This window comes from Nostoc sp. LPT, assembly GCF_017115165.1.
Lineage (GTDB): Bacteria > Cyanobacteriota > Cyanobacteriia > Cyanobacteriales > Nostocaceae > Nostoc.
The window spans coordinates 81,776-100,196 of sequence record NZ_JABXKF010000130.1 but is presented as its reverse complement, the minus strand read 5'-3'; the positions used below and the strand labels follow the sequence as shown (position 1 = coordinate 100,196).

The following is an 18,421-nucleotide window of genomic DNA, read 5'->3' as shown; positions in this document are numbered from 1 at the left end:
CCCGACTGATAGCGCAGCGGTAGCGAGTATTCGAGCGTCGCGTCTTGATTCTGACCGGAGCTTCGGAGTCTCCGGCTCCGCTTCTGAATTCAGAATAGCTGAATTCTTTTTCAAGCAGTCGTGCTATTGGGTCTTGTTTTCTCTTATGGCTCTTCCTGGCCCGTCTCCAATTGGGTTGTAGACAAAAACTCTGTATAAATCAGAACTTTATCATACAACCCAATACTATACTTTTAACTACTACCGATTCTCGTATGCTCCTCTATCGGGTGCATAACCGGACACACGAGGATTGCCTAGAAAATCGGTTGTCAAACTACTCCACTTTAAACCACTATTAATTGCCGGACTTGTTGATTTCAATCTAAAGTCACGAGCCGAGGCATTTACAAACTTTGGATCTGCAATCATATCGTGAGATCCTGTAACCTTGATCGTCGAGTTATTGGAATAAACATTGTAGTTATAACTGACGTTGACATTCTTCACATCGCTATTCACAGCATTACCAGGAGAAGCATACATGATGTTATTGAAAATTTTGACATCAGAGGAATAACCCGCATAAATTTCGCCCTTTGCCTTTTTTTTAATTTCTGGACTTTGCTGATTCAAATATGCCGTGTTGTTGATAATATCGACATGCTGACTATCATGGGAATGAATACCTGAACCGCCATTCTTGTAGGTGAGATTGTTAGCAATTAAAACTCGTCCTCTATATCCTTTTGAAACATCAACAATAATGCCATTACCGTCTGTGATCCTTTTCTGGACAATCCAAGGAACATACATTCGATTGTTGTAGCTTCTGTTATTGGTCACAAATATCTTGTATCCCTGCTTGTTGTCAGAACTCCAATTGTTAAGCATGGAAATGCCACTGCAACCATGAACTGCGTACCAAGAGTTATTGAAAACAGTGTTATTATCCACTTTCACATAATCAGCTTCCGTTGCTGAGATACCTGCTCCTCCACAATCATGCACTTTGTTGTTCAGAATATTTATGTGATGAGAACGACCTTTGTTTTTTTCTCCAATGCTTATGCAATTTCCGTTAGTAAACTTATTATCTTCGTTATCCTTCTGACTCATCGCATAATCACGGTCGATTTTAGCATTGTTCCCTATGACCTCCAGCCCGTTAATCTCGATATATGAAGCTCTGTTGGAAATCAAGATACCATTCCATGTATTGTGCTGAATTGTTGGAAAATGCCCAGGATATGCTTTATATTTAATCCATGCATTTGCTGTTCCAGAACGTTTAATATTTAGTACAGCCCCATCTTGGGGTCTATTCTTGTATTCCCCGTTCATAATCAGTACTGTATCGCCAGGATTAGTAAGGTTTGCTGCCCTTTGGAGTGTTCTAAAAGCGGATGAGGTAGAAAGCCCGCTATTTCTGTCGTTTCCATTATTACTAACATAGTATGTTGTCGCAGTTGAAATACCACTGATCAGCTTGCGGTTAGGTAGTGGTATTTCTTGAACAGTGGATGACTGCGGAACATCTTTAAATAAAGACTCTGTTATTTTCTGTCCTTGAACCAGACCTGTTAATGCCCAGGGAAGTACAAGAGATGCGCTCAAACTGAGAAAACCGAAACCATGAATCATCATAGGGAAAAAATAGGGTATGTTGCAAAAACTCAATCGTTAAAGGTCAGTAACTCTAGCCTTAGTTAATAACCCAGTATTGGATATGATCGTATCACTGCCACTTATAAGTTTATACACGGTTTTATAGGTTTAAACCTGCGCATTTTTGCGTAAATATGGCTGAACCACCTTTTGAGCTTGTGTTCTAAAAAATCGCAAACATCTGAATAAGATCACTGAATAAAAAATATCAGTATCCAGAGTTACCCTATCCATGAACACCAAGCAACCGTACAAATGGCGTCATTTCCAATTCGACATCATTCTACTGTGTATACGCGGTCTCTGTGGTTAAAATAGTATATCTGTCATCAATTAGTTAATTTACTTAAATAATTCTTATGATAATAAGAATCACTAAATGACTAAAAATAAGTTATGGACTAGTACTTACGGAATCTGCTTTCTAAAATATTCTCATTATCATAAGAAATCCGAGTACCTACAATAAAGATTGCAAAAGCCGCTCAATGCACATTAAGAATTTACGGTGAGAGTTGTAAAGTTTTCAGTATTTCTCTATAGGTAATATTACTTGAAATTATTATAATCACGGATATATAGAAGTGGTCAGATAGCTTAGAACATTGGCAAATTAGAAGAGAACGGCTGTCAGAGTATTTATAGCAGATTTGTCCTAACCAGTATCACAGCCTCTATAAAACGCAATTTGGAAGAAGCGATGCCTTGTGGAGCGTTTGTTATGCGTAACTTGCTTTTGATTAAAGGATAGTGCAATTTTAGGGACGAAGAGGGTTGGGCAACGCCCCCAATTTGCATCTATCTCTTAAACTAGAGTCCGAATAAGTTCAGAAGATTAAGGATAATACCTAAAGGTCCAGTTACAGTATTGATGGTATCGCCAGTCTTAGCGGAACCAGATCGGTTGACTAGCACAACATCATTATTACGGAGTATAGGATTAGTTTGCTCATTAATCCCAGCTGAGAAATCCACTTTTACTATCCGCTTAGTGACAGAACCATTAGGGTTGAGGCGAATCAAATCAACAGCACTGCTACTAGCTCTGGCATCATTAAATCCGCCAGCAGCGAGTATCGCTTGATTTAAAGAACTATTCGGCTGAACGTCTGTTAACCCTGGTCTTTTAACTTCGCCGACCACACCAACTTGAATGCGCGTAGGAGACAAAGTAGTGGTAGCTAATTGAGTAGCTTCTGCGGGATTAATTTCAGTTGCCGTTGGAATAACAATCGTATCTCCGTCTTGCACAATGATGTCTTGATTGGCATCACCACTCTGTAACAGTTGCCAAAGATTAATATCTATAGATTGTTCTGAGCCAGTTCTTGTAGGTCGGCGTAGCTTGAGATTACGAACATCAGCTTGTGCTGTAATTCCGCCAGCTAATTGAATTACCCGTGTCACATTTGGTAAACCAGTGGGGCTGGCAGTGCCACTGTTAGGGGTTGCGCCCACTTGGCTATCTGTATTACCTGGGGTGACAAGATACGAACCAGGACGGTTAACTTCACCAATAATTGTTACTGTACGGGGCGTGGTTTGACTGGCGGCAAAGTTAGCTGCAAATATATTGCGAGATTCTGCGACGCTGAAGTTGGTTGCTGTTGGCACAACTATAGTGTCTCCATCCCGTAAGGTAATATCCTGCGATAAGTTGCCTGTTTGAATGAGTTCCTTCAAATTGACGGTGACGGCTTGCTCTGAAGAACGTCCTATCTTACGCCGTAATTGAACTTGAGTCACATCCGCAGCTAAAGTCACCCCTTGCGCTGTTGTTAATGCGGCTAATACAGTGGGGTATTGTACACCTGGATTGTTCCCAGCGCCACCGCTCAAGCTTAGAGTGTAAGCTCCAGGACGTGTCACCTCTCCAGCAACAAAAATATTGATGGGACGAGGCGATAACAGATTGACTGAGATCAAGGGACGTTTGAGGAAGCGAGCATATCTTCTAGCTATTTCGTCAGAAGCTTGTTCAGTTGTTAGCCCTAGTACGGACACACTGCCAATTAAAGGTAGGTTGATTGCTCCACCTGGGGGAATTTGGTATTCACCTGTATATTCAGGTACTTCAAATACATTTACACGGATGAGATCGCCGCCTCCTAATGAATAATTAGTATCTAATTGTGTTTGTGTGATTGGTGGTTGTGTAGTTGGTGGTAATGGTTGTCCCTGAGCTAGACTGGCAGATGACACAGCGGCATTGACAGCAGTTAACAAAGCCATACCTACAGCTGGCTGAATTAGGAATTTAGACAAACTTTTGTTAAGCATATTTACCTGAGACTCTGAAACTACAATCAATAAAGTACTGTCTAAACATTTTTATTTTGACTATACCTAAATATTCAAGTTCCCCGACACTCTTATTTTCCTAGAAAAGTGTGATTTTCCGGAGGAAATTTGTTTATTGAACTTAAATTTTTAGTGAAGTTAGCTTAAAGTTAATGTTGCTTGAATAGAGCAATATCAAAAAATATAGGATTTACGCAACTAAACCCAGTTTTGACAAGAAATTGTCTGTTAGCCAACAATCAAGTAGTCACGAATAAAGTTTTCTTGTCAAAGTTAATTTGATGATATTTAAAATCTGCGATGAGTAGTAAAAAACTACTAAAATTAGGAACAAGTTCATTAAATAAATACAAATAACCTTGAAAAAATGTCGGAATTTTATTTTTTGTGGGTTGCGTTGGCAAAGAGAACTTAAAAAGGCAGAATTTGGGTTTTGTTCTTCAAGCCAGTCGACAATTTACTATTTGGCAACAAGACTAATTCAATGAGTTGTTTTTTCTTTGGATCTGTTGAATAAAAAATTCTTCTAGGGAGTGACGTGATAAGTTAATGGCGATAATTTTACCTTCCATGAGACGAAGACTGGCAAGAAAATCATAGTAATCATCTTGTAGTGTACCGTGCCAGGAACCATCAGGCTCAAATATGAGAGTGGGTATCCATTTTTTGAGAATTTCCCAGTCACCACCTTGACCTTTGACGTGATATGTGTTGCCTACGCCTAAGAGTTCATTGAGGGAACCAGAGCAAATTAGTTCACCTTGAGCGAGGATAGCAATGCGATCGCAAATCTGTTCTACTTCACTCAGAACGTGGCTATTGAAAAAAATCGTCTTACCAGCGGCTTTGAGCGCCAGGATAATTTCCCGCATTTGGTAGCGTCCCACTGGATCTAGACCAGACATAGGTTCATCCAGAAAAACTAAATCTGGCTCATTAATTAATGCCTGTGCCATGCCAACACGCTGTAGCATTCCTTTGGAATAGCGACGCAGCAGCTTTTTACGAGCATCGGCTTGCGATAAACCCACTAATTCCAGCAGTTGGGGAATACGTTGGCGTTGGACACTTTGGGGAATTTGGAATAGCCCAGCAGCTAGCTGCAAAAATTCCCAGCCAGTGAGATAGTCATACAAATAGGGATTTTCTGGTAGATAGCCGATATGTTGCTTAACACTGCGATCGCCTATTGGTTTACCTAACAACGATCCCCGTCCAGAGGTGGGATGAATAATTCCCAGCAATAATTTTAAAAGAGTGGTTTTACCAGCACCGTTTGGCCCCAGCAACCCAAAGGTTTCGCCTTTGTAAACTGTTAAAGAACAGTTTTTGAGAGATACGACTTTTTGATTTAGCCAAAAACCAGTGCGATAGACTTTTCGCAACTCAGAAGTTAGGACTACTGGCGGAGTGTCTGTCGTATTAAGTTGAGAATTAGGGTCATCTGCAACAGACTTCATCTCGGTTAAATCACTATTTATCAGCTTGGTATTAATTAAAAATTACCCGGTAGGCTGATAATAACCATCACCAAGCTGTGTGTCAATTATCGGGAACTGAGGACTGGGGACTGGCGAAGACAAGGGTAGAGTTTTACCGATGCCCAATGCCCAATATCCAATATCCAATTTGACTCCCTTCATAGAACTCCCTTAGAACTGGGAATTATGCCAGCACGTCGAGGGTCAATTTCCACCGCCAGCCGTGTTGCTCTTGCAAAAGCTTTAAATGTCGCTTCAATGATGTGATGGGAATTAATGCCATCCAGTTGCCGAATGTGCAGTGTCATCTGGCTATGGTTCACCAAAGCCACAAAAAATTCTCGCACTAACTGGGTATCATAGGTTCCTACCCGCTGAGTAGGAATTTGCAAACCGTAGCTAAGGTGAGGCCGTCCAGAAAAGTCTAGCGCTACCTGAACTAAGGCTTCGTCCAGTGGTGCAAGAAAATTACCAAAGCGGACAATACCTTTTCTGTCGCCTAGTGCTTGGTTAAAAGCTTGCCCTAAAGTAATGCCTACATCTTCGTTGGTGTGATGATCGTCAATTTCCCAGTCTCCCTTTGCTTGGACATCTATATCAATCAGCCCGTGGGAGGCAATTTGATGCAACATGTGATCCAAAAACGGAATACCTGTTGCTGCTGTGCAAGTTCCTCTACCATCCAGGTTGATGGTAACTTGCACATTAGTTTCACCAGTGGTGCGGTGAACAGTGGCAATCCGAGGGGTTTGGGTTAAGCGATCGTAGTTTGAATTAACTTGGCGATTGGTTGTTTGCATGGGGAGTAGAAAGAGTTAGAAGTTAGGAGTTATGAATTTTTAACTCTTAACTCCTAACTCCTAACTTTATCGCGTCACATTCCCATAATTTCATATCCTGCATCTACATAGAGAATTTGTCCGGTAATGCCGCTAGACAAATCACTACACAAGAAAGCCGCAGCGTTGCCTACTTCTAGCTGACTGACGGTGCGTCGTAGGGGTGCTACTTCTTCTACATGATGAATCATATCCAAAATCCCACCCACTGCTGAAGATGCCAAAGTGCGGATGGGGCCTGCGGAGATGGCATTCACGCGGATATTTTGTGGTCCTAGTTCAGCAGCCAGGTAACGCACACTCATTTCTAACCCCGCCTTAGCAATTCCCATAACGTTGTAGTTGGGGATTGCTCTGACACCACCTAAATATGTCAGAGTGACGATGCTACCTCCCTCTGTCATTAAAGGTTTGGCTGCACCACTTAACTGCACCAACGAGTAAGTACTAATTTCTAAGGCGGTGTTGAAGCCAGAACGAGAAGTTTGGCTAAAATCTCCAGTTAAATCGTCTTTACTAGCAAAGGCCAGACAATGGATGAGGATATCTAGCTTTCCCCAGTGATCGCGGATTGTCTCAAAGGTAGATTTAATTTGTTCGTCATCTTGGACATTACAGGGAAGAAATAAGCTGGGGTTAAGAGGTTCTACCAACTCCGCGACTTTTTTCTCCATCTTGCCGCGTTCATCCGGCAGGTAAGTAATACCCAGGTTTGCTCCGGCTTTGTGCAGCTGTTGGGCGATGCCCCAAGCGATCGAGCGGTTATTGGCAATACCTGTAACAAGGGCATTTTTTCCAGTCAGATTTAGCATAGAAATTGTTAATGCGATCGATCATTAGGAGCATACTAGAATCTGAGGCACGTTTTGTCTTTGTTTTATACAGGATTGACAAAAATGAATATTGCTAACGGTGTTTCCTGTGAGAAAAATCTTGATTTTTTATAAAGATATTCTCAAGATATCTTTATTTGTTCTTCAAAAAACCTTTTGAATACAGCTATTGGAACTACTTATCAACAATTAGTAGCTGAAAGGATCAACAATTATGTATCATTATAAACAAAGAGTTATGAAGAGATTAGTTTGAGTATAGGAAAGTACAGAAAGGTTGACGGTGCTTTATTCATTTTTCGGGTGTATTCTTAGGTAATCAGTTTTTGTTTTTCCGGCATTGGGTAGGGGAAGGGAGATGATCGTGACACAAGATAAAGCCCTAGCAAATGTTTTTCGTCAGATGGCGACCGGGGCGTTTCCGCCAGTTGTGGAAACGTTTGAACGCAATAAAACGATCTTTTTTCCTGGCGATCCTGCCGAACGAGTTTATTTTCTTTTGAAAGGTGCTGTTAAACTTTCCAGGGTGTACGAGGCAGGAGAGGAAATAACGGTAGCGTTGCTGCGGGAAAATAGTGTTTTTGGTGTATTGTCATTGCTGACAGGAAATAAGTCGGATCGGTTTTACCATGCGGTTGCATTTACTCCTGTGGAATTACTGTCGGCACCAATTGAACAGGTAGAGCTAGCACTCAAGGAAAATCCAGAATTATCAATGTTAATGCTGCGAGGTCTGTCTTCGCGAATTTTACAAACGGAGATGATGATTGAAACTCTCGCTCACCGAGATATGGGTTCTAGGTTAGTGAGTTTTTTGTTAATTCTTTGTCGAGATTTTGGCGTTCCTTGTGCGGATGGGATCACAATTGATTTGAAGTTATCTCATCAAGCGATCGCAGAGGCAATTGGTTCAACCCGTGTTACCGTTACTAGGCTACTGGGAGATTTGCGTGAGAAAAAGATGATTTCTATCCACAAAAAGAAGATTACTGTGCATAAACCTGTTACCTTAAGTAGGCAGTTCACATAAAAACAATTGGAGAAAGGGGAATCGGCGCGTGTTGTATTTTGAAAAATGACACTAATAGCTAGAGGTAAATCTAAAATTGAATAATTTCAGCTATTGCCAATTTCCACTTCTTTCCAGACAATGCTTAAAAGTAGTAGGCTGTATCTGGAAGGATTTCGGTAGCTAAAGATGACCACCGGATACATCCTTATCGCTGCAATTTTGATTCTGGGAGGCGTAATTGCCACCGTGGGCGATCGCATCGGCACACGAGTTGGCAAAGCCCGCCTCTCACTTTTTAAGCTTCGTCCGAAAAACACTGCTGTATTAGTAACAATTTTTACTGGTGGTTTGATTTCAGCATCAACTTTAGGGATTTTATTCGCTGCCGACGAAGGCTTGCGAAAAGGAGTCTTTGAGTTAGAGGATATTCAAACAGACCTTAGACAGAAGCGGGAACAGCTAAAAACTGCAGAAACTCAGAAAAGTCAGGTAGAGGGTGAATTAAACCAAGCAAGAATTGCCCAAGCAAAGGCACAACAAGACTTGCAGGCAATTAATCAATCCTTGCAGGCAGCAAATGCCAAACAGAGGGAAACGCAAGCCCAGCTGAACCGCACAATTAGTCAACAAGCCCAAACCCAAACTCAACTCCAACGCACTCAAGGTCAGCTAGATCGGGTTGTAACTCAATACCAAAAAGCCATAGCTGAATTGCAAAGTGTTTACAACCAGAGAAAGGAACTACAGGCGGCAGTTGAACTACTGAAGACAGAACGTCAACGGCTTTATGCAGAAGCGAAAAAAGCCATTGACGAAGCCAAAACAGCAATTGAAAAACGCGATCGCGAACTTGCTAACCGTCAAGAAGCTATACAAGTGCGCGATCAAAAAATTTCTCAACTGGATCAACTAATTCAAAAGCGTAATCTAGAAATTACAGCGCGAGAGCAAGTAATTGCCAAACGGGAATCGCGCCTCAAAGAATTGGAAGCACAACAGGAGGAACTAGAACAGGAAGTTGCCAGACTGGAAAAATATTATCAGTCCTACCGCGACCTGCGTTTGGGTAAGCTGGCCTTAGTTCGTGGTCAAGTTCTGTCCGCTGCTGTAATTCGTGTTACTCAACCTGCTGCTGCTCATCAGGCAGTGGTACAACTTTTACAAGAAGCCAATCGCAACGCTAATCTTGAATTAAGCGAGCCTGGTGCAAATCCTGCAAATGTAGAGCTACTGCGTGTGACCCAGGATAGGGTCGATCAATTGAGTAAGCAGATTAGCGATGGTCAAGAATACGTCGTGCGAATTTTCTCTGCTGGTAATTACGTCAGGGGAGAAAAGCAGATAGAATTTTTCGCGGATACAGCCCAGAATCAACTAGTTTTTTCAGGAGGCGCGGTGCTAGCTACGACTACTGCTGATTCCAAAACCATGACATCTTATCAGTTACAGCAGCGGCTAGAAATACTGATTTCTGCTTCCCAATTTCGTGCCCGTAATGCCGGAATTGTCGAAAATGTCCAAGTAGAAGGGACTTTTCTGCGCTTTGTCAGCCAACTAAGACAGTATAATCAACCCTTGGAGATCAAAGCGATCGCAGCAGACGACACTTATACAGCCGGGCCCTTGAGAGTAAAATTAGTGGCAATAGTTAACGGAAAAATTATTTTTAGTACTTAAAAAATTATTTGTACGCTGTTATTAGTAAGATTTAAACATATTGAACAGCAGCCAAAATAGTTGCTGTAACTGCATTTTTTATTTAGCAGACACTACGCGAACATTTCTAATTTTTAATTTTTAATTTATTATGAATTTCCGTGAATTTTCACCAACACAACCAGTCATCTTGGGGTTTGATCCAGGTCGAGATAAATGTGGTTTAGCGGTGATGGGACTGGATCGGCAACTGCATTATCATCAGGTCGTGCTAGCAAAAGAGGCGATCGCTACCATTGAGACACTGCGTCAAAGGTTTCCGATCTCTTTGATGGTCATGGGCGACCAAACTACAGCTAAACAGTGGAGAGAGAAATTATATCAAGAATTGACAGAACCCCTGAGCATTATTTTAGTGGATGAGCGCTACACAACCTTAGAAGCACGCGATCGCTATTGGCAAATGTACCCGCCCAAAGGGCTAATAAAGCTATTGCCACAGGGTCTGCGACAGCCACCAAGACCCATAGATGACATTGTTGCCATCCTTTTAATCGAAAGATACTTAAATCGCCTCACTGAATCAGCAGCCAGCCAATTTTAGATTTTTTCTTCAATCTAAAATCTAAAATCCAAAATCCAAAATTAAATAACTCCTAAGTTTTAAAGTTCCGCCCGAATCGTAAAAGCATAGTCTCCTCCAGGCTCTAGCTGGTAATCTTGTTGCTCCAAGAATCGACCAAGGGGTTCTTTGATCAAGGCGCGACCTTGGGAAGGCTTGACGGCAAGTTCTCCCCGGCGAAAATGCCACTGGAAATGCCACTCAAACTCACCCGCACTCACTTCGCCCTCAAGGAAGCCATGTTGCCAGGATTGGCGGGTAATTCTGACATGGGCAATGGTTTCTGGCAGACGTTTTGCACTCACAATGCTTTATGTCAAGTGTGGAATAACAGCCGATGATCTAGGCTATTTATTTTATTTACCAAACATATCTTAATTAAACAAACTGACAAAGTGGGTATTTGTAGTTGACTAGGTTATGTTTATGAGCAAAACTACTTCAGTATCCTGAAGCCGCGCCACCGATAGCGTAAGCAAGCTGTCTCCTAGAGAAGCGTTAGCGAGTCTTCCTTCGAGGGTCACAGCTAGTCGTAGAGATTGGAAAATAAATCAAACGAGAAATGCTAATTTTTTCGTTGCTTGTAGCGATCGCACTTCAACTACTGGCACATTTGAGTTTCCATTTGCAACGTGAAGGAGTCTCTACCGTCAATACCCAAATTAGCAGTGTCCAGCACTTGTACTATAATTGCGTCACTGAAAGTCTTTGCTGCGAAATCCACAGTATATCTATGCCGCAAGATAGCTGTTTTTTGAATCTATATGTATTCTAAAAATTTGGCAAAAGTACTTGAAGTATACAATCAATTAAAAACTATAGATAAAAAAGTTTCGTGATTTACGCATAGACGCTTGTACAATTGGGCAGTGCTGCGAGAACAACTATGTCAAACACCAACGCCTAAAAAAGCAGGAGGGATGTCTTGTGGAGTCTTCAGAACAAACAAAAAAAGCGGTTTTTTATAAGTTAGTAGTACTAAGTGTATTTTCATAAATTACTTTATATACTTTGGCCTTTTATTTTATTTTACTGTCCAAATAATTTGTCAATAATGATTTAGGTATAACTATTGTTTATTACTATTTCTGTAATGCTCAATTCCCTAACTCTAGTAAGATGTACGCTCATTCTAAAAATCGATATTATATTGATTAAATGTAAATTACAGTTTGCGTAATGAGGTAAGTAATGGCAATTAAATTGAAAGTTCCGGATATTAAAGGTGATGAGTGCGCCAAGAAGATAACTAAATCTATTCTGACTATGGAATCTGATGCCAAAGTAGACGTGAACGTTGATACTAAAACTGTAACTGTAGATGCTGCGGCTTCTGAAGAGTCAATTAAACAGATGGTTCAATCTGCCGGTTATACTATAGAGGGCTATTAATTAAATTTCTAAATTTTCTAATAAATTTAGATGAAATGATTTAGCCAGCACAATTGCTTAATGATATTTACGTCCGTTTGACGGACGTAGATATTAATAAGTTACTCTACTTAATCGCAAATATTCTTCCTTTGACAGTAGGGCAAACGGATCTAAATATTGGCAAACCTGAATAAAAGTTAAATTCGCCAAGACGCAATCGAATATAACTTTCAGAAAATTAAATGCTAACTCTCGTATTAATAATCATTATTAGGTAAAAGTTAGAGGCAACCGACGGTTGTCTGTCAAATAACGTGGTATTCCCACGCCTAGCAAAAAAATAATTATATTCACTTATCCTCAAGTCTAAGTACTAGGGAGGATTTATTATGAATAACTAATTGATAAATAGTTAGGGCAGAAAGCTATAGCTAGAAACATGGAAACCAAACAGCTAGGAAAAACTGGTATCTTTGTGAGTGCGATTGGTTTGGGTGGTATGCCGATGTCAATTTCTAATCGCCCTCCCGAATCGCAATCAATCCAAGTTATTCATCGGGCTTTGGATCTGGGTATTACATTTATTGACACAGCCGATTCTTACTGCAAAGATGAGTCAGATAAGCACCACAATGAGCGGCTAATTCACAAAGCACTTAGTAGTTATAAAAGCGATGTTAGCCAAGTGATTGTAGCAACTAAGGGCGGGTTAATGCGTCCCAATGGCAACTGGACAAGCAACGGCAACCCAGAACATTTGCGCCAAACAATTCGAGACAGTTTTGAGGCGTTAGGTGGTGCTAAACCCATCGATGTTTGGCAATATCATTCTCCCGATACTAATTACACCATTGAAGAATCCCTTACACCAGTTAAAGAAGCAATAGAGGCTGGTTTGATTCAGTTTGTGGGAGTTTCTAACTTTTCTGTTGAACAAATTAAGCGGGCGCGGGATGTGGTGGATATTGTCTCGGTGCAGAATCAATACAGCCCTTGGCAACGACAGCCAGAAAATGACGGCGTATTGAAGTATTGCGAACAGCAAGGATTGACCTTTTTACCTTGGAGTCCCTTTGGTGGTAGGCGTCGCCATCAGGACTTGCAAGATATTTCTGTGATCGCTAAGTTAGCTAAAGAAAAAGGCGTATCGGTGTATAATATCGTTCTAGCGTGGTTGCGTTCCAAGTCGCCTGCTATTTTGCCAATTCCTGGTGCTAGCAAAGTTTCGAGCATTGAAGATTCAGCAAAAGCTATCAATGTGAAACTATCTGACGAAGAAGTGCAAAAAATTGATCGGGCAACTTAATCATTCGGCGTTGCTAATTCAATGTATAAATCTGGGTGTAAAGACGTTGCAATGTAACGTTTTTATAAAAATTTTTAAATCACGCAAAATCATTTTCATACCTGAATTTAGTAACGCCAATTATTCCACTGGCTAACGTAGATGTGGTAAAAGTTGCCTATAAAAAAAGACATGATATTAGAAACACACCGCTTGCTAATGCGTGATTTTGTAGAGACAGACTGGCAAGCGGTTTTTGCCTATCAATCAAATCCTTTGTACTTGCGTTACAACTACTGGACACGCCGTACACAGAAGGATGTTTGCGAGTTTATCCAGATGTTTATCGATCAACAAAAAGAGCAACCAAGAACAAAATTTCAGTTAGCTATTATCCTTAAAGAAGAAAATCGGCTTATTGGCAATTGTGGCATCCGTGTAAATGACCTGGAAATGCGAGAAGCAAATATCGGCTATGAACTAAACACTCAATATTGGGGACAAGGTTATGCAACAGAAGCAGCACAAGCCATTTTAAAGTTTGGTTTTGAAGAACTGGAAATGCATCGGATCTGGTCTTGGTGTGTTTCAGAGAATGTTGCTTCTGTAAAGGTATTAGAAAAAATTGGTATGCGTCGTGAAGGTCATCTGCAAGAAAAAGAGTTAATCAAAGGTAGATGGTACGACAACTTTCTTTACGCTATCCTTGACCACGAGTGGAAAGCAAACTAATACTGCTTCTATGAGCTACCTCAGAGACAATATCATAAATTTTTGAGAAATTGAGGATAAGACAAGTTCAGAGGGTCGCAGACATGACCAACACTATCCTCAATTTCCAAACAGCTACCGGACACAAAATATTAGCAGCAGCGGGTAAAAAATATCTGCGTTCTAGTGGACGAATAGCTACAGATAAATTATTTCAAAGGGCAAACCTTTCAGCCTAGAGGATTATCAGCCTTTCTTTACGGTTCCTAATCCCAAAATCCTATAAACTGGTGTTTTTTTTTGATGTTTGTTAATACACCTGATGCTTTAAAAGCTGAAGAAAACCTGACTTTTTTGCTTACCATCTCTGAGAAAGTCGTAGAGAATAATTAGTTATTTATGGAGTCTGAAAAAATGCGATCGCTACTTTTAACTTTTGCTCAAAATTTAAATTTATCTGAAACTCAGTTGAAAGAAATACTTTCACAACCTTTAACTGAAGTTCTCACTTTAGCTGAATTGCAACAAGAATTAAACAGCTTAGATACCAATTTACTTAAGAAAACCTTGCCAACAGCAGGAGGAGTTTTAGCTAAAGAATTACCACCTTTTTATAACTGGCTGAAAAATGAGTTGGGAGTCATGCAGGTTCCTGATAGTCCTAATCACACAACAACATGGGTAATTGGTTTCCTCCATAATCAAAAAAGTTTAACTCATTTAGTTGAATTACACCGTCCAGTACCTCGTCTGGCTTTAGAAGCTTCTATTCCCCGCTTGGTAGGGATATTTGAAGGCGTTGAAGATATGCAAGTTCGGCAGGAATGGCAAAAAGCGATCGCGGCTCTATGTCTAGTTTTAGTTGTTGCTGCACGCGAACAGGATAGAGTAGTTGTGACAGTCTGAATTGCTGTCCCTCGCGTGTAAGGGCGCACAACTAGCTGTGCGCCACTATTAATCTATATCTCCCGAAGCGATCGCATCTAATTTATCAGCATCAAGTATTATAATCGTCCCACCACGGCGATAAGCAATTACCGACTTGAGACTTTTAATTAATCGCACGCATTCTTCGTAAGTAATACCACTAGTTCGAGCCATTCGATAATAAGATAATTTGACTTTTAAACATTCGCCTTGGCAAGTAGATTCAGTTCCAGATTCGGCAGCAAAATATTGTATTAATCTGGCAAGGCGAACAATAGCTCTTTCAGAAACTAATCCGTGGACTGTTTCATGTAATTGCTGAATCCGACTGTTAAAAACCATCAGCATTCGTAAGGCAATTTCAGGATTTTGACCAATAGCTTTTAATAAAGCATCTCGCTTTACAGTGAGAATTTCACAATCAGATTCAGCAGTGACAGTTGCCGGAGAAATTCCATTTCCCAACAAAGCCGGAGCCGCAAAAATTTCCCCAGCAGCTAAGACGCGGAGAATTGTTTCTTTTCCGGTTGTTGCTGTTTTGGTAACTTGAATTGATCCACTAACAACGGCGTAGAGTTTTGCTGGTAAGCGATCGCCTTCATGAAGAATAATCTCCCCTTTGCGATAGCCTTGTACCTGAGTGTCAGGTTGCAAACCGATCTTCTCTGCTGTTTCTAAACCCGCAAACACGATAATTTGCGAAAGTTGTTCTAGAGATGCCTGCATGATTAGCCCGATATTGCCCAAGCTGGACGACGATCAATCCAAGGGTTAGCCGCTTCTAATTGTGCTGCTAGGCTGATAATTGTGGCTTCAGCGGCAGGTTTACCAATTAGCTGCACGCTTATGGGTAAACCCTTACTGTCAAAGCCCACAGGAATTGCGATCGCAGGTTGTCCAGTTGCATTCGCAGGCGGACAAGGGGCAACCCACTCAATAATATTTTGGAATGTTTCTTCTGGACTCAGCGAAGCCCATTCCCCAACGCGGATGGGTGAATGTAGATAAACCGGCAATACCAGCACATCCACGGTATCGAAAAACGCCACAATCTGACATGCCACTACCTGCATTTGGGAAACTGCTTGCAGGTACTGGGCAACAGAACCTGTACGTGCAAATAGCCAGCGATTCAATGGCTGTAAAGCTTCAACAGGAAGTCCTGATGCAGCTACCCCAGCTTGCCAAACGATTTGAAATGGTTCAACTAAACCGCTAAAATCTGGGGATTTCTGTTCAACGTGGTGGCCGAGTTGTTCTAATAACTGGACTGTTTGGCGAACACCTTGTTGACAGTTTGCGTCAGCTTCTCCCAAAGGAGAAATGCTAGTGTCAAAGGCAATTCGCAAAGCACCAAGTTTTGTCTTAGTAGCAGCGAGAAATGATGGTTCGGGATCGGGCAACCAGTAAGGATCGCCTGTCATGTACCCAGATATGGCATCCAAAAGGGCAGCAGCATCAGCAACAGTGCGGGCGATTGGCCCGTTGACGGCAATTCCAGCGAGGCGTTCGCCTACGGGTGCTTTACTTACCCTGCCCCTAGATGGTTTAATTCCCACCAAACCACAACAAGCCGCAGGCCCCCGAATTGAACCACCGCCATCAGAACCTTGAGCGATCGCACACAATCCCGCTGCTACTGCGGCCGCTGCGCCACCACTGGAACCGCCAGGCGTGTATTCTAAATTCCACGGATTTCTGGCTGGGGGAAAACCCGCAGGTTCACTGTATGGGAATGAACCTAATTCAGAAGTGGCTGTTTTTCCCAGAATAGTAAATCCAGCTTGCTTAATCCGTGTTACAACGCCATCATCATAGTTAGGGATATTGTTCAGTAATGCCGGATTTCCATAAGTACAAGTAACACCCGCTACTGCGTTGAGGTCTTTAATGGAAATCGGCACGCCAAAAAATGGTGGTAGTTCTGAGCTAGTTGTCAATAATTCTGTTTTGGCTTTGGCATCTGCGATCGCTAATTCTGCCGTCACCGTAAAATAACTTCCTAATTGAGGATTTAATTGCCCAATCCGTTCTAAATATATTTCTACCAACTCTAGCGGTGATATTTCCCGGCGACGAATTAATTGCGCCAACTCTAGTGCTGGGGTAAATGCTAAATCAACTTCATTCATAGGTTAGTGAATGGGTAATTTTGTCTTTCTCTGGGATTTTTAAACTGAAATTGTTACTTTAGCAGGATTTCCGGGAACTATACATTTTATAGCTCCTAAGATTTGTGACTCATTTAGGATGCTCAGATGCAATAGGCGTGGTTCTTACTCAAGCCATTTTAATTGTTTCGTATAAACTTTCGACAAATCCCTAAGAGGTATTTATGGCTAACCTAGAAATACTTGTTAGTGAATTGCCAACATTAATTCAGAGTCTAAAACTGACTATTGGCGATTCTAATGAAATCATCGAACAAATTATCCCGATTAATAATGCTCAGGAAAAACTCCGAAATATTAAAAAATTAATTGCTCAGGAATTGAGATTTGAGAACGTCAAAAATTCGGCGATCGCTACACTTCCTCGATTAATCACAGGAGCTACTTTATTTATACCTAGTGTTGGATTAGTAGATCCAGTCCTCGCAGAAAAATTTGGCAACTCAGAAACTAAAATTTCATTAACTGATTTACAATCCAAAATTGATTCTTGGATTGAATGGGGTTATTTTTTGCAAGCAATAGCGGCTGATATTCTCAGTGATATTCAATTAGCCAATCAAATAAATTCTGATATTAATCATCTCAGCCTAACCGCCAATTTTCAGTTAATTTCTGAAAGCTTAAAGCTTAACTTAGATTTTGGTAACTCTAATCTTTTAGAGTGTCAAATTCAAAAAATTAGCAATTATCAAAATGATTTATTACAATTACAACATAAGTTAAATTATATTTTTATTACCATTAAAAATAGTCGTAGCTTATTAAATATTTTATTAGGTGTGTCTGTTTTTTATGGTAAATCTGGCTTCACTTTAGAGTGGTTAGATGATGACCACGAATTAATTATATCAAGTGAAGGAAAATTTCAAGAATTGACAGATATTCTCAATGATTGTGATTATTTCCAAGAACAAATTGCTGCTGTAATTATTCAGGGTGATACTTTAAGGAAACAGGCAGAACAAGCCCTAAAAAAGATTGAACAGGAAAGTAGTAAAGAACCAATTATTAGCCAGCATGTAGAAATAGTACCATTTTCGACACAAAAAATAGTACGTTCGGCTTTGGTCATAGTCTCAAGTTTATTAATCTTAGGTTTTGGTGATTGGAAAATTAAAGAGCAAAGTTCACAATTGCAGCAGATGAGCCTAAGTTTAACTCAAGAAGAGAGTGCGATCGCCAACTTTAAATCTGCTCAAAAACTCGGTATGGAGGCTGCTTCTCTGGTTCAAAATCCGCCGCATCCTCTACAAGTCTGGCAAGAAGCAGAAACTAAATGGCATCAGGCAATAATCTTGTTAGATAGTATTCCTAATGAAACATCAGTTTCTGAGCGAGCAAAAAAGAAATTGGCTTACTATCGAATTAACTATAAATCTATAAGTCAAAGAGTGTTAATTGAAAAGAAAACCTTAGCAAACTTAGAGTCAACCCAAAACCTAGCAATAGAAGCTAATTTATTTGTACAAAATTCGCCTCATTCACTATTAGTTCGGTAGGAAGCGCAAGATAAATGGCAAAGTCACGAATCCAAGCCTTTCGATTTTCGTAAAAAAATA

Annotated in this window: 18 protein-coding genes; 9 read left to right on the top strand and 9 right to left on the bottom strand. The window is 40.7% G+C overall.

Translation table 11 applies throughout. The features are described from left to right. Window positions 1-240 precede the first annotated feature (240 nt). The 6 genes from HWQ58_RS24300 to fabI all read right to left on the bottom strand — a co-directional run bounded on the left by HWQ58_RS24300 (window position 241) and on the right by fabI (window position 7,080). A complete protein-coding gene (locus HWQ58_RS24300) occupies window positions 241-1,626 on the bottom strand; it encodes a right-handed parallel beta-helix repeat-containing protein (protein WP_292868262.1) in 1,386 nt (461 codons plus the stop codon). Between the two features lie 831 nt (window positions 1,627-2,457). Then, entirely contained in the window at window positions 2,458-3,927 is a 1,470-nt protein-coding gene (locus HWQ58_RS24295; protein ID WP_292868259.1) for an SLBB domain-containing protein, read from the bottom strand. 497 nt (window positions 3,928-4,424) lie between these two features. Continuing rightward, complete coding sequence (locus HWQ58_RS24290; protein WP_292785359.1) at window positions 4,425-5,408, bottom strand: ABC transporter ATP-binding protein; 984 nt, start codon at window positions 5,406-5,408, stop codon at window positions 4,425-4,427. A gap of 42 nt (window positions 5,409-5,450) precedes the next feature. After that, window positions 5,451-5,591: a hypothetical protein gene (locus HWQ58_RS24285; RefSeq protein ID WP_292868256.1), complete on the bottom strand. Its 141-nt coding sequence runs from the start codon at window positions 5,589-5,591 to the stop codon at window positions 5,451-5,453. Continuing rightward, on the bottom strand, window positions 5,588-6,229 hold the full coding sequence (gene hisB / locus HWQ58_RS24280; RefSeq protein WP_292868253.1) for an imidazoleglycerol-phosphate dehydratase HisB: 642 nt from the start codon (window positions 6,227-6,229) through the stop codon (window positions 5,588-5,590). Before hisB ends, HWQ58_RS24285 begins: the two co-directional genes overlap by 4 nt. A 74-nt stretch (window positions 6,230-6,303) precedes the next feature. Further along, entirely contained in the window at window positions 6,304-7,080 is a 777-nt protein-coding gene (gene fabI / locus HWQ58_RS24275) for an enoyl-ACP reductase FabI (RefSeq protein WP_292868250.1), read from the bottom strand. A gap of 379 nt (window positions 7,081-7,459) precedes the next feature. Here fabI and ntcA point away from each other — a divergent pair, with 379 nt between their 5' ends. The 3 genes from ntcA (at window position 7,460) to ruvX (ending at window position 10,373) form a co-directional block, all read left to right on the top strand. Next, window positions 7,460-8,131, top strand: coding sequence for a global nitrogen regulator NtcA (ntcA, locus tag HWQ58_RS24270; protein WP_094347373.1), 672 nt, complete (start codon window positions 7,460-7,462; stop codon window positions 8,129-8,131). A 168-nt stretch (window positions 8,132-8,299) separates the two neighbouring features. After that, window positions 8,300-9,790 carry a DUF3084 domain-containing protein gene (locus HWQ58_RS24265; RefSeq protein WP_292868247.1) on the top strand — a complete coding sequence of 497 codons (1,491 nt, stop codon included), beginning with the start codon at window positions 8,300-8,302 and terminating at the stop codon, window positions 9,788-9,790. A 130-nt stretch (window positions 9,791-9,920) separates the two neighbouring features. After that, entirely contained in the window at window positions 9,921-10,373 is a 453-nt protein-coding gene (gene ruvX, locus HWQ58_RS24260) for a Holliday junction resolvase RuvX (RefSeq protein ID WP_292868244.1), read from the top strand. A 59-nt stretch (window positions 10,374-10,432) separates the two neighbouring features. On the opposite strand, the gene HWQ58_RS24255 is transcribed toward ruvX, so the two are convergent. Further along, on the bottom strand, window positions 10,433-10,696 hold the full coding sequence (locus tag HWQ58_RS24255) for a DUF3146 family protein (RefSeq protein WP_069070640.1): 264 nt from the start codon (window positions 10,694-10,696) through the stop codon (window positions 10,433-10,435). Window positions 10,697-11,582: 886 nt separating this feature from the next. On the opposite strand from HWQ58_RS24255, the gene HWQ58_RS24250 reads away from it, so the two are divergent. The 5 genes from HWQ58_RS24250 to HWQ58_RS24230 all read left to right on the top strand — a co-directional run bounded on the left by HWQ58_RS24250 (window position 11,583) and on the right by HWQ58_RS24230 (window position 14,667). Next, entirely contained in the window at window positions 11,583-11,783 is a 201-nt protein-coding gene (locus tag HWQ58_RS24250) for a heavy-metal-associated domain-containing protein (RefSeq protein WP_104908368.1), read from the top strand. 421 nt (window positions 11,784-12,204) lie between these two features. Continuing rightward, window positions 12,205-13,071: an aldo/keto reductase gene (locus tag HWQ58_RS24245; RefSeq protein ID WP_292868238.1), complete on the top strand. Its 867-nt coding sequence runs from the start codon at window positions 12,205-12,207 to the stop codon at window positions 13,069-13,071. Window positions 13,072-13,242: 171 nt separating this feature from the next. Next, complete coding sequence (locus HWQ58_RS24240) at window positions 13,243-13,782, top strand: GNAT family protein (RefSeq protein WP_292868235.1); 540 nt, start codon at window positions 13,243-13,245, stop codon at window positions 13,780-13,782. Window positions 13,783-13,865: 83 nt separating this feature from the next. Next, window positions 13,866-14,000 carry a hypothetical protein gene (locus tag HWQ58_RS24235; RefSeq protein WP_292868232.1) on the top strand — a complete coding sequence of 45 codons (135 nt, stop codon included), beginning with the start codon at window positions 13,866-13,868 and terminating at the stop codon, window positions 13,998-14,000. Between the two features lie 175 nt (window positions 14,001-14,175). Continuing rightward, window positions 14,176-14,667 carry a hypothetical protein gene (locus HWQ58_RS24230; RefSeq protein ID WP_292868482.1) on the top strand — a complete coding sequence of 164 codons (492 nt, stop codon included), beginning with the start codon at window positions 14,176-14,178 and terminating at the stop codon, window positions 14,665-14,667. 48 nt (window positions 14,668-14,715) lie between these two features. Here the strand turns inward: HWQ58_RS24230 and HWQ58_RS24225 are convergent, their stop codons facing one another. Then, a complete protein-coding gene (locus tag HWQ58_RS24225; RefSeq protein ID WP_292868229.1) occupies window positions 14,716-15,414 on the bottom strand; it encodes a Crp/Fnr family transcriptional regulator in 699 nt (232 codons plus the stop codon). Window positions 15,415-15,416: 2 nt separating this feature from the next. Beyond that, window positions 15,417-16,820 (bottom strand): amidase, encoded by a 1,404-nt coding sequence (locus tag HWQ58_RS24220; protein ID WP_292868226.1) that lies wholly within the window; start codon window positions 16,818-16,820, stop codon window positions 15,417-15,419. A 203-nt stretch (window positions 16,821-17,023) separates the two neighbouring features. Between HWQ58_RS24220 and HWQ58_RS24215 the strand changes: the two genes are divergently transcribed. Next, complete coding sequence (locus tag HWQ58_RS24215; protein ID WP_292868223.1) at window positions 17,024-18,361, top strand: hypothetical protein; 1,338 nt, start codon at window positions 17,024-17,026, stop codon at window positions 18,359-18,361. Window positions 18,362-18,421: the final 60 nt, after the last annotated feature.